Origin of the sequence: Haliea sp. E17, assembly GCF_048323675.1 — a bacterium.
Classification (GTDB): Bacteria; Pseudomonadota; Gammaproteobacteria; order Pseudomonadales; family Halieaceae; genus Mangrovimicrobium.
The window spans coordinates 485820-498725 of the sequence record NZ_JBLWFK010000002.1 but is presented as its reverse complement, the minus strand read 5'-3'; the positions used below and the strand labels follow the sequence as shown (position 1 = coordinate 498725).

11 protein-coding genes are annotated in these 12906 nt (G+C 42.6%); 5 read left to right on the top strand and 6 right to left on the bottom strand.

Going from position 1 to position 12906, the window contains the following annotated elements:
* Positions 1 to 410 precede the first annotated feature (410 nt).
* From ACNKU3_RS05345 to ACNKU3_RS05335, 3 genes are read left to right on the top strand one after another with little or no spacing between them, the layout of a single operon-like run.
* Entirely contained in the window at positions 411 to 1400 is a 990-nt protein-coding gene (locus ACNKU3_RS05345; RefSeq protein ID WP_418258385.1) for a hypothetical protein, read from the top strand.
* A 39-nt stretch (positions 1401 to 1439) separates the two neighbouring features.
* Positions 1440 to 2420, top strand: coding sequence for a hypothetical protein (locus ACNKU3_RS05340; RefSeq protein ID WP_418258384.1), 981 nt, complete (start codon positions 1440 to 1442; stop codon positions 2418 to 2420).
* Positions 2410 to 3840, top strand: a complete 1431-nt coding sequence (locus tag ACNKU3_RS05335; protein WP_418258383.1) for a LysM peptidoglycan-binding domain-containing protein — start codon at positions 2410 to 2412, stop codon at positions 3838 to 3840. Before ACNKU3_RS05340 ends, ACNKU3_RS05335 begins: the two co-directional genes overlap by 11 nt.
* A 42-nt stretch (positions 3841 to 3882) precedes the next feature.
* Here the strand turns inward: ACNKU3_RS05335 and ACNKU3_RS05330 are convergent, their stop codons facing one another.
* Positions 3883 to 4326, bottom strand: coding sequence for a hypothetical protein (locus ACNKU3_RS05330; RefSeq protein WP_418258382.1), 444 nt, complete (start codon positions 4324 to 4326; stop codon positions 3883 to 3885).
* Between the two features lie 1951 nt (positions 4327 to 6277).
* Between ACNKU3_RS05330 and ACNKU3_RS05325 the strand changes: the two genes are divergently transcribed.
* Together ACNKU3_RS05325 and ACNKU3_RS05320 are read left to right on the top strand one after the other, a co-directional pair.
* Positions 6278 to 7555, top strand: coding sequence for a M48 family metallopeptidase (locus ACNKU3_RS05325; RefSeq protein WP_418258381.1), 1278 nt, complete (start codon positions 6278 to 6280; stop codon positions 7553 to 7555).
* A 251-nt stretch (positions 7556 to 7806) separates the two neighbouring features.
* Positions 7807 to 8256, top strand: a complete 450-nt coding sequence (locus tag ACNKU3_RS05320; protein WP_418258380.1) for a hypothetical protein — start codon at positions 7807 to 7809, stop codon at positions 8254 to 8256.
* A 75-nt stretch (positions 8257 to 8331) separates the two neighbouring features.
* Here the strand turns inward: ACNKU3_RS05320 and ACNKU3_RS05315 are convergent, their stop codons facing one another.
* From ACNKU3_RS05315 to ACNKU3_RS05295, 5 genes are all read right to left on the bottom strand, one after another.
* Positions 8332 to 8886, bottom strand: a complete 555-nt coding sequence (locus ACNKU3_RS05315; protein WP_418258379.1) for a hypothetical protein — start codon at positions 8884 to 8886, stop codon at positions 8332 to 8334.
* A gap of 146 nt (positions 8887 to 9032) precedes the next feature.
* On the bottom strand, positions 9033 to 9458 hold the full coding sequence (locus tag ACNKU3_RS05310) for a DUF6884 domain-containing protein (protein ID WP_418258378.1): 426 nt from the start codon (positions 9456 to 9458) through the stop codon (positions 9033 to 9035).
* A 49-nt stretch (positions 9459 to 9507) separates the two neighbouring features.
* A complete protein-coding gene (locus tag ACNKU3_RS05305; RefSeq protein WP_418258377.1) occupies positions 9508 to 9699 on the bottom strand; it encodes a hypothetical protein in 192 nt (63 codons plus the stop codon).
* Positions 9700 to 9819: 120 nt separating this feature from the next.
* Positions 9820 to 10728 carry a nuclease-related domain-containing protein gene (locus ACNKU3_RS05300; RefSeq protein WP_418258376.1) on the bottom strand — a complete coding sequence of 303 codons (909 nt, stop codon included), beginning with the start codon at positions 10726 to 10728 and terminating at the stop codon, positions 9820 to 9822.
* A 279-nt stretch (positions 10729 to 11007) separates the two neighbouring features.
* On the bottom strand, positions 11008 to 12807 hold the full coding sequence (locus ACNKU3_RS05295; RefSeq protein WP_418258375.1) for a GmrSD restriction endonuclease domain-containing protein: 1800 nt from the start codon (positions 12805 to 12807) through the stop codon (positions 11008 to 11010).
* Positions 12808 to 12906: the final 99 nt, after the last annotated feature.

The window sequence follows — 12906 nt, the reverse complement described above, 5'->3', positions numbered from 1 at the left end:
CGTGGACTTAAGGCGTTAGAGCGCGAAGGGTTAGTATCAGTTGTACGCCGCCCGGGTCAGACTCCGTCTGTCCTGATCGTAGAACCTTTTTCAACTAGTAAAGCCCTGTCTTCCGACTAGACTCAAGGGAGATCGTATTGGCTTTATGGAGAGTGAGCAAAAATGGTTATGAAGAGTCTGACCACCTACTATTGAAAAACACAAAGATACAGATTACGAATACATCCGATTAATTGGATACGTACGGGTGTTATAGACAATCGACAATTCGCGGGAGCGTACTAGCACCACAATAAATTCGCCCGTTGACTTTGATTAAGAGCGAAGCCTGCGTGTTTCTTGACTTCCTTATAATATTTCATATATTTAACAAGCAGCCTCATATCATCATTGCGCGCAGGGAAGCCAACATGGGCAAGATAATTCGAATATCTGCAGTGATGGTATTCACATTAGTTCATGTTGCTTGCAGCGAAGTTCACCCAGAGTTTGATATTTTTAAACATAGGGTCACTCTTGAAATGAGGCCCTCGCCGTTGTTATGTCAATGTCCTCAGGATGAAAATTTCGCTGCGTTTTTGAAGAATGCAGGCGATCGTGACCGATTAGTACACTGGTCAAAAACAACAGCAACAGGACAAGAGTCTTCAGAATTCTCTGAAACCATTCGCCTCAAAAGTGGTGAAATAGCATTTTTAGGTTGCAGCGTTGAATCACCGTCCTCTTGTAATTCATTGTCAACATTCCAAATAAAACAAGTATACCCCCCCTCTCAACCAACATATGCAAATAATCTGATGGTTGGCGGTTCGGCCCACGCCCGCATTTTAGAGTGTATGGAATCCTGCAAAGGTTTTGATGGCTGCTTACCACTGAGAAATAGCCATTGGAGAATAGTTGCACCAATCAATAGGCTATTTAGCGAAGCTCAACAGGAAAATAGTAGGAGCATTGAAAAACAAAAAATTCTCGCGGCATATGGTATAGAAGAGAGACTCGATAGATGCAATCGCTCCGATCTTTTTCTAGCCGAAAATGGCGAATTTTCAAATAGTGGTGACCACCAGGAATGGTGTGAACTAAGTGCATTTGAGGATCTCGCACAAAAACTGGAATTAGATTCTGAGTCAGTTACCGAGCTATCCAATCTGAGAATTGTATTACCTCCTAAACTTCTTGGTAGTACCTCAATTTCGAGTTTAGGTTTGGGCAACGTGGCAGACTTTGAAATTACTTCATTTCAAGATGACAGTCATTCGTCCTATATTTTGTTTACCGGAGAAGGGTCGGATAATCTAAATCGCGAATACGGTGGTTCGATTCAACACGCGGCTAAACTTGAAAATAAAATTTACTTAGCAACATCCAACGGCTGCCTTTCTATACCAGTTACTAATTAGACAACGATAAAATCGATCGTTACTCTATTGAGATACGTCATGAAAAAGCAACTTTTCATTAGTACATTCACCATATCTCTTTTAGCTGGTTGCGCGAAGGTTCATTTTTCACCGACCGACCCTGATCGAATTGAGATTCGATACGGTTCTGAGGTATCGAAATGTGAATGCGAAGGTGCCAAATCTACTTACCTTTTCAACGAAGGAACCGATCGTTTTGTTCACTGGTCAAAAACAACAGCAACAGGACAAGAGTCTTCAGAATTCTCTGAAACCATTCGCCTCAATAGTCGTGAAGTAGCATTCTTAGGTTGCACCGTAGGTCCAGCGCCTTCCTGTGATTCTTTGTCAACTTTCCGAATCAAGCAGATATACAAACCTCCCAAATCACAATTAGCAATCAATGTATCGTCAGTGAGTCCAGACCACGCCCGCATTTTAGAGTGTATGGAATCCTGCAAAGGTTTTGATGGCTGCTTACCACTGAGAAATAGCCATTGGAGAATAGTTGCACCAATCAATAGGCTATTTAGCGAAGCTCAACAGGAAAATAGTAGGAGCATTGAAAAACAAAAAATTCTCGCGGCATATGGTATAGAAGAGAGACTCGATAGATGCAATCGCTCCGATCTTTTTCTAGCCGAAAGTGGCGAATTTTCAAATAGTGGTGACCACCAGGAATGGTGTGAACTAAGTGCATTTGAGGATCTCGCACAAAAACTGGAATTAGATTCTGAGTCAGTTACCGAGCTATCCAATCTGAGAATTGTATTACCTCCTAAACTTCTTGGTAGTACCTCAATTTCGAGTTTAGGTTTGGGCAACGTAGCAGACTTTGAAATTACTTCATTTCAAGATGACAGTCATTCGTCCTATATTTTGTTTACCGGAGAAGGGTCGGATAATCTAAATCGGGAGTACGGTGGTTGGATTCAACACGCGGCTAAACTAGAAAATAAAATTTACTTAGCAACATCCAACGGCTGCCTTTCTATACCAGCTATTGGCGATGAACTCTAAGCAATTGAGGATTTGGGCTATATCGCGATTTTGCGCGGATATATGCATATTATTTCTTATTATTCCTTTGAAATGCCTTTCCGAAGAATACCCGCCAGTCTTCGTTGAAAATCCGTTTAAGTCTGATTTAGCGCAAAAAAATCTCATTAAAGTGTTGGATACACCGAGCCCCAGTGACTTGGCATTCCTGGGAGAGATTGCTAAATACGGATACGAATTCGAATCCGAACCCTCACTTGCCTGCCCATTTGCAGACATCAACCAATGTCAAGGGCAAAATTTTGCAATTGTACGACGCAAGATTGTATTGCATGGAGCCCAGACTAGCAGATTAATTCGAGAAAAAATTCAGTCGTTAGCTTTTCGAAAGTGTAGCAGTCTTAGAATTAATCAACATCCGATTAAGGTCACCGCGGATACGGTTACATTTTCGGGAGGGTATGTTTACAAAGACAACGCCTGCGGTGACTGGCCCTGGGGGGGTGAGTGGAGTTATCAAAATTGTAAGGTAAAGGGGGGATATTCGGTATCGCTCAGCCTACATGCAACTCCCCCAAGTGTTATCGCCAGAGAATACAATGCTTCGGACCTAGGATCTATCGAGTTTAATGAACCTCAAACAAAGACAAACTATTCAGATCGAGTTTGCTTCGGCTTCATCGATCTTGATTCAACGTTGGGTGCAATCATAAATAATATATTCATCGAATTTGAACTATCACCTGTAAATTGGGTTATTCGCTTATTTCGATCAGATGAAATTGACTTATCAGGTAAAACTCCTGAGGGTCAACTTCGGGAACAGTTAAAAGTGGTCGACGCTCACCTAGCCGCTGGACAAAATGTCATAGCTGCTAGCTATTCCAGTGGAATTTCAGAATTTGGTCGATTTACCGAATTAGTGGATGGAGACGAAAACTGGTATGTCGATCCAAACAACGTGAAGTTCTCGATTTCAGATTCATCATTTGACTTAACTATTAGCTATTTGAGTTATTGGAAAACAGCCGAACTCCCTTTCTATTGGAATACATTCAATCAGGAAATAGAAACGATCAAATCATACTCAAAAGATGAAACTAAAAGACTCGTCAAACCGGGAGATAGCTTGTGGAATATAGCTAAGGAAGAGTACGGATTAGGAAATCTTTACCTATATATTTGGTTCGCGAACACAGATATTATAGCAGACGGAACTATTTATCCTGGTCAGCAATTAAAAATTCTTCCTCTTTGGATGATTTCGGATTTATTTTTACAGAACAGATTGGTGAAGCCTGGAGATAATCTGTGGTCAAAACATATCGAAAGTTATCCACCTAGCACTTGGGATCCTGAGAATTTACCTCTACCCGCTGGATCTGATGATCCAAACAAAATTTATCCTATTCAAATTTTGAATCAATATGATGTTCGCTAACATTTTGCTATCAAAAAATACAATACTCAATCAGATAGTAATTCATGAATTCGATACTATTTGGACTATCTTCATCACATCAGCTTCTATAATCAATTGTGCCTTTTTATCCGATTCGATTCTGACCATCTCTTCAGAAACCCTCTGTATACTCTCTCTAAGTAATAGTGCTTCAGATTTCGTAATATTTTCTTGAATCAAATTTGGCATTTCATTTTCGGAGATTCGGTCTTTTAAAATAGTGGAGTACCGAGACAAGCTTTGAATATCGGGTAAAACACCTCTCGCATCCGTTTCATTTTTCACTTTACTCAATAAAATCGCCAATTCATTCAATAATTCACGTCGCATTACCACTAACGTGTTAACATCTGCTTCATGAATTCCACCATATTTTTCGAGATTAGACATAGGCACTTTATCCATCTCGTTTTCTGTACACGACACAATAGTGAAAAAGATACAAACTAATAATATATTTTTCATGTCTAATCCAGAATTCATGTTCGTCTAAATATAGGTATTAGCTTCAAAATAAACTTCTAGTCTATACGCCAAAACCAGTAATATGGAGGTAGCTTGTTCCTTAAATCCTCTAGTAGCCCTAATCCATATTTCTGCAATGAAATCGAGAGACATCCAGTGTATCCCCCCCAATTTACTTTCATTTTGAAAGGTCTCAAGCGTGCTATTACCATAGTAGCGCTAAAACCCCATATATTTAAGACCCACGTTACATTCATAGAGAAATCTTAAACCGCTAGTGTTCTACTAAGATTAGTTGACTATCATCTCGTCTATCCCTATCCAGGTAACCTGAGAAGCGACCAATTAAAACGTTAGGTAGCCAACTTTGCTTTAACACGAAAATTTCGGCCAATAGTTCAATATTAAAAATCCAATATTCGTTCCAGCTATTATATCTTTAGCCGGTTTCTAGCTCGGTCCGTACTAGTTCACAAGGTTTGAGATTGTGCTCCTGGCATCAAATTGATGGAGAACTCGCTTAATATCCACAAGGCTCAAGATCTGTTCGCATCTTCGACTATAATGTCCATTGATATACCCTGAGGTAATAGCAGGGGAAGCTGGGGAATCTTTGATGAATACATACAATCCATACAAAACAGCTAGAAGTTTCATCTTGCGCGTTAGACCGGTAGCGGAACCGATCCACTTCAATAGCCACTGGGATTACCTCTCAGCCTGGGCGAGTAAAGTGCCGCCTGCATAACCAGGGAAGCGTAGTCTTCTTGCCACCGATCAATTACTCGATTCTTGACAGCGTGACCGTCTCTTTCTGGCACCAGTTTTGATTGTCTCTAAGTTTCAACGGCATGAACATCCGAAGGTACCACTACAACATGTTCTATATTTAGTTGCCCGCCTGAAGGTCACGTTATACCTTTCAACGTTAAGAGATCGAATTCCTGAAGACGGATTTTCAACATTCGTAAACTAGTCTCAGGGGCTCGAATTTCTTCAAGCGTTACCGAAAATTTTTGCAACTTGATTCAAAATGAAAAAATGCAATCGCAATCGTAGAGCACAGCATGCGTCCTTGGGATACGATAAGGCCGCGTCCCTGCAAATTGGTCTAATAAATTATTGAGATGAAGCACATAAAATCTATTCCTTTTGTTTCGAAGCCCACGTCAAATTTGGAGTTTTCAAATTTCCTATCCAGTCCTGAAGCAAGAGATTGACGAAGTAATTCGTACTGGCAGATTATTGGAGCGGGCTAGTCGAATATTTTTCGATTTGGCTTAAAACTAGATAGCCAAAGCGAGTGGCGTTGCCAATACAATGGGTATGAGACGATGCAGAATACATCCGTTTACAGAGAATTTGAGAGTCAACTATAGCTGACTCCGCAATACTCAAATTACATCGCTCCCTTTAAAAAATCGCTCAGAATATGATCGCCAAACATTTGGTTTATACCATGCCTCCTAGGTTAGAAGAGATGAAGGTACAAGAAAAATCGAGGAAACATGTGCACATACTACTTTTGAATGTCGCTAACCATTTTTCCGCATATTGTTTCAGCTCACAAACCCACTAGTAGCTCGCGATAGCTAAGTTTGAAATATGCGCATGAAAAACTGGTGATGAGTCATCGAACAATAAGAATGTAAACCCCAGCCCCCTAGTAACATGTGACCTGTTCCGGATTATGATAATTGTCCGTTTGTTGATCAATTTAATCGGGATAGCGCGACATTGACACAGCAAACCTGCTCGCTTTTTAGCCACTGAAGTCCAATAGACCCTAACATTGTGAATCGTTTCAAACTATCTAGAGTCGTTGCTTGCTACCTAATCAAATCGATAGATAACATGGACCGTTATCACGGTTAGACAACTAACTCCCAATTTAATACGCATAGGTCATTCATTATTGATCTATGGTAGTCCATTAGGAAAAGTAAATAGCATGTTGATCACAAACTGGCTGTTTTTTCAGAGGCTAGGCATCCAGAAATTTCTTGCTATCACTGCAGCAATAGTGCTCTTACAGGGTTGTGAGACAATGAAAAGCATCGATAAGGCCTTGTACCAAGCGACCGATGCTCTCACAGAAACTGACAAAATCACAGGCAAGAGAACACTATCGAAGGATCGACAGTCGCAAATTTCGGAGGGTAATGCTCGCATTGAAAAGTTGATTGACGCCGCGAATGCTGAGGGGATCAGGTACAACGAAACCCTGGATTCGCGAGCGTACGCGCGCCTAGAACGAGTCTTTAACGATATACATTCTGTAAGCCACCTGAAAGATGAAGAGTGGCACGTTTTGTTTATTCCGGGAGACCAGTTCAACGCGTACGTAACGGGCGGTACTTACGTAGTCGTGTACCAACAGCTAGAAAAGGAACTCGATGACGACGCTGAACTCGCTGCCGTAATCGGTCACGAGCTCGCACATGTATCTGCTAACCACATTGGAGAGAGACAGGCCCACCTTACGTTTGCGTCGCTAACAGGTTCAGACTCAGCCTCCAGATCTTCGTTTCAATCAGCATATACACACGAAGATGAAAAAGAAGCCGACAAAATTGGCACACTGTATGCCTCGCTCGCTGGATATGATCCTTACGGGGCTTCTCGTATATGGCAACGGTTCTACGAGGAGTATGGTGATCACAACGAGACATTCGTAGATCATCCCGTCTACTCTGAACGAACTGCACAATCCATAGAGACTGCATCATTAGTCGAGGCATACTATATGCCTGGCCAAGTCAACCCAGATCATGAAAGGATCTTAAATGATAATACGCTATTTACGTATAAAGAGGCGCCACGTGGTCAAGGGGGCGATGGATCCGGCACTGCTGCGGCCCTTCTAACAACCCTTGAATCATTTAACCAGCACCAAGCAGCGAAAATTGAGGAAATGCGCCAGCAACGAAAAATAGAGACGCTCGAGGCCGTGAACGACCTACTGACAGTGAAAAAAATTGATCAGATTTCGCCGAATCAGTGGAGGTTCACCGTTCACTATAATGGCAATAGAGCTATCGATAAGTTGAAATTCACTGGAGTATTGTTCAATCGTGGCAATGCCATTGCAACACTAGATGCAGCATCCGGCGGTTATTGGTCGCCGAGTGGCACCTACAATGTAACAGCGACAAGTAACGTTGCTTTACCAATACGCACAAAATTCACCGAGTACATTTTTAAAGCAACCGAAGTCGTGGTGTATTGATCTAGCGCCTGGTTCGAGCGACAGTAACTACACAATACAAATAGTTTACGTGATCACTAAGTATGCTTCTCTAGCGCGTTAATCATCCCCATCATATTTAGAGAAACACAAACTGATTTGAGATATTTTCGTTGGTATTATCTTCTGAATTCCAAAGGACAATGAGTGAGCAGTTTCAATGCTACCGGTCACGAAGTTCTTTAGGTTAGACTAATACAGTGAAATGAATTCCAGTTTAAATAGGGGCTGCAGTGAAACAGATTCTACCAATACTCATATTAATCCTACTTTCAAACAACGCCATCTCTCTGACAGTTGAAGACCTAAAGAATACACCCGCGTCAAAATATGATCTGGTAGTTCTAAGAATGAGAACGATGGCTCTTGAGGCGACATTACACATCAAAGGGAAACGGCCCGAGAAGTATCGACAGTTTGAGATACGAGATTCCATGATCACGGAGGAAAATGGGAAAATTTACGTCGTCACTAAAATTTCGGGTCCCGCGAAAGATATTAGTCAGGACATGTGTAACTACTTGAAAGAATATTTTGTCGAACGCAGTGCATTAGATATATTTAAAAAAGAAGCATTGTCTGGATTAACAAGTGAAGAATTCAAAACAATGTCCGAGCTGATTTATCCTGGGATAGAACTCATTGCTACAGAAAATCCCGATCTCAAAATTAATTGTCGATAAACTAGCCGGTCCCTAATGAGTACCTATCATTCGAATAGGCCATGAGTATGACTCTGTGTCTCGAAAGAAACAATTCTAGGAATTTTCAATAATTACGTATGGGCAGGCTACATAATTTCTTGCGTCTTCTACATGCCACATAACCCTTATCAGGCATTTAACGGGTATAGAAATATTTCCTTTTAATGCTGAAGATGCACCAAATATGTTAGCAAATCCAGCTGAGAAATAGCCTAGCTCGGTTAGAAATGCTGTTCGCTCGTCATTCTGAATAAGTTGATAAAATTCGTATCCAGGCTCATCACTACCACGCGTTGACCATTCACCTAATGTCAAATCACCTTTAATCCATCCGATCTGTGTACCTTGATAATTTTCGAAGCTCTCCAGCTTCCCGTATCTCTTTTTGAGCTCATCCCATAGCTTATGAAGCATTTGCCGAGAGGTGAGACTATATGATCTTGATTCCTGCGTATTTACGCCAGCAGTCGCGAAAAGCGCGCCAATTTCCGCTTTTCCACTTTGCTGTTTGGTAAACCTCGTATTGGGATCTGTCTCAAATATTTCTTCATATTTTCTGGAAATAAACTCGAGATCAAGATAAATCAGTCTATCATCGTCCAGTTTCATTTTTCTCTTCACACTATTCCATGTTCGATATTGGTGAACAATACATCCTACATAAACAGATTGTCTATCCGTCGATCGTTCAGACATCGGCAGTCGCTTTGTTGATCTTGCGTACCAAAGTGGTTCAGGGCAATCAATCTTCGTAGCTAATGATTCGGTGTATGCTCATCCAGCCAACGCATTTGCTCTCCTAACCGAAGACCCCTCATCGGAATAGCAACGGATATACCCGCATCAACCAACACTTCTACAATGAACTCTCGGTACCTCTCGCCAGCCAAGATGACTATCTGATCCACTTCATAGCTCACCTCTTGAACTTGCCGGATCACTTTCTCTGACCAGGCTCGCCGATCAGCTATGGGCATGTTATTGAGCGTTTTGTTGTAAGGCTGAATAACTTCATCAGAGCCGATCAAGCCATACAGCGCAGACAAGATGAACCAGTCCTGCTCGAACTGTTCTACATACCGCTTGGCTTTAATAAACCAGTTGGAAATATATAGATCTCTGGCAGCAGCTGGTTCTGTTCGCTTCTTTGAGACACAGGAGACGAGGTAGATAGTTCTCATGCAGCACCTAGCAGGTGAACATAAATTCGATCAGCTCTGATGATCCCGCCTATGATGCGTTCGTGTTTTTGTCCTTTGCAAGCTCAATCAGCTTATCCATTTTCTGGCTGATTTCTTTGGTCCGTCGGTTCGTTCCGTACCAAAAAAAGGGCGAGAAAAACATCAAGATGGCCCAAATGAGTAGGAAGAAGCCAATCATCACCCCAACCGGCCCTGCCATCAGCGAATCAACATTATTCATCTCTCTTATCTCCCTTCCTAGCCTATAGTTGCGTAGTACCAACTGAATCCAAGGTAGCCCAATTCAAACAACTAATGACGTCATTCGGTAACAGCAACACCGATACGAGCACTAGCCTTACTAGCCCGGCTCGGGTTTCGGTCGAACCACCTCACCTGGTTTCAGGTCACGAACTTTAGCGTCCAGTTGATGGATCACTCGAGTTAGTTGCTCGTCGTCCAACAGAGGCTCATAGCGACGACTGAAAAAGCCATCGATATAGCCTGAGGCTATCACTGGTACCGTTGGGCGATCCTTCAGTTCGATATACCAGCCTGGCAGCACGACCAGAGGTATCGCCTTCAAATTGAGCCCGGTCGCTGACGAAAGCCAGGTTGAGAGCCACTGTGCCTGTCGTGCCGCCTGTGGAACGGTGGTCTTATCCGTGTAACCCGGGAACCGCAGCTGACCCGATTGATAGGTCACGCGAAATTCGGCAGTTGAATTTTCACCCGTAGGTGTGAGCTTTGAGCGGCCTTTCGTCTCAACCGCATAAATGCCAGAGCGCCCTACCACCACATGGTCGATATTGAAATTTTCAGCTTGTAGGTCATGGAAGACCCGGTAGCCTCTCAACATCAAGAGATCGAGCTCCTGTCCAACGGCCAATTCGCATTCGTATCCCAACCGGAGCGTCCTGATCTCCTCGAATCGCTTGCGAAATTTCTTGGCACCTTGAAACCACAAGGCACACGCCACGATTGCTGACAGGCCAACCATGGTTGATTGAAATACAACATGACCTCTACCTTGAAACACGGTGTAGATAATTCCAGGGATTAGGCAAGGCAAGATTACGCTGAATGCATCAAATCCGGCTTCAAACTGAGCGTTACCCAACTTTCGCCCAAGTTCGGCACCTGGCGGCCGCCGGAGTGACTTAGTCAAAGGATTTTTGAACCGAGCTTGCCGGTCTGTCTGCGACTTCACTAGCAAATAGGTCGCAAGGCAAAAGGGGCCGGCAAGTAAAAATGTAATGAGCAGATGCATAACACATCCGTGTGTTTAAAGCTGGGAACAGGCACTATAGCAGCACCGGTTTCCTTCAGCTAGATTCGACGGAACGATGCCACCTGATTAGAATATGACCACCTCTCATTAGCCTTGCCAGGGAATTGAAAACTACTAGAAACCAAGATTCAACACTGATACCTACGGAGGGCACACTTCACGCACTGACCATGTGGGGACAAACCATAGTATAGGCGAAGCCCCCAAGGACAGATGCAACTCATGCATTAAGTTTACGAGTGAATTGACAAGAATTGACTACGCAGGTTCTTCAAGGTCTTGCTCTTCATCTTCTTCACTAGCTCCAATTGGGGTAGCAAACCCATACGTTTTTGAAAAATGCGCCGCTAAAGTTTCAAACCGCTTTGCTATAAAAGTATCGTAGTCGGATACGTTGAGTGAACTCTTCTTCAAAATTGAATACGCCTCCTTCGATATAAACTGTTTCTCATAGGATTCGCTGTAAACTTTGTCACCGCGAGCACTTTCGGCATTATTAATTTGATCTAATGGAGAGAAGTTTAGCCAATCACCGTTGGTTGTGGCTTCAACAAGCATAATATTCAACGCGAGATTAGTAGTGTAATCATCCTTCTTTGCCTCTCCATCAATAAGTCCTTTCGCTGCCCAACGAGTCGGAAATATGTGGTGATCTTGAGTGTTAGGCGCAGTATTAAAATAGCCGATCTGCCCCCCTTGCACAGGGTCATTGGGTTTCGCTCGATTTAGCATGCAGATCACGAGTTTACCGAGAGCTCCGGACGGACTTGCGGACTTAAGATGCAAAGGCACTACAACATCACCAATCCACTCTGGCTCAATATCTCCATCAACCCATCTTTTGAAATCATGGAAATCCTTTGATTGCTTGTTATGCACCCCCTCCTGATAACGCTGACTCAATACAGAACCGACAAACCACTTTTCAATTTTATCTTTAGCAGCGCCTTTTTTAGAGGCCACTGTCAATGATTCTGCATAATCAAGCGCCAGGGCCATCGGCGCGAATACCGCGTCATACGGTATATATTTACTCTTAACATCTAGAGCAACACCCATCGTGTTCGTAAGATACACGCCGAGCCTTTCTAGCTTCTGAGCAGCCTCATCAGCATATCTCGAATAATTGATGTGGTCTATATTCTTAGGCAAATCCGACTTTTTTGGAGATAGATTAGACAGCATGGCAACCGTCTGTAGGAGAATTTCCCCGTTGCTATCCATATTCGAATAATGAGTAAACTTACTTTTATAGGCCTCTATTTCGTCTTCAAGAAAAATATCGTTCGGAAACAATATGGCCACGACGAGTTCAAATGGCGTCAACAACTTGCCTGTCGTATTTATAGTGGTGAACACTCTACTGACGGCAGAAAGGTCGAAATGCTTTGGCAGTTCAATCATCGGAACCTGATGCGTGAGATTCGGAGAAAAGTGTGTCTTAACAACTCTCCGAATAAACTTTTTTTCGTATGACTTAGCATCGAATAGCTCGTCTAAAAGTTCGCTATATCTCGATTCATTCTCTTGTGTGAGATATGGAGTCCACATAAGATTATTCTCTTTCAAATGACTCTCTCTATCCTTACGCCTGGGCTTAGAAACTAGATAACCGTCATCTGTATCGATGCTATCTGCAAAACTCTTTACAGCATCCTCGTCTTCGACATTTAGCTTTCTCTCCTTCGCCAATGCCATCAATTTACCTACGTCTATATAATACTCAGTGCCATGGTCTTGCGAGATACCAAAATAAATTGAAATACCTGCTGTAATTCTCTGCTGTCCGTCGAGAATTAGCGTAGAAGTTACCAAATTTGCAGCCGCTTTCTTGCTGACGCCGTAGAACGGACGCGGATTGAGCTTGGCTATATCCTCTGAAGTCATAGTCAATATAGCGCCGATGGGATAACCCATTCGTAGAGAGTCGTATAAAGATAGAACCTGCTTCTTATTCCACTTCCACTTTCGCTGAAAAGCTGGAAGTTTGTAGTCTCCAGAGTTCGCCTTTGAAACGATGTCTTTAAACGTAGAAATTTCTGTATTGAAACTTGGCAATTTTTCTCTCCGGTTCAAATAGATATTAGTCGTCTGTCGACCAATTTATATTTTTCTTGCATTAACACGTCAAATATACAAAAAATTCGCGAAGTGACA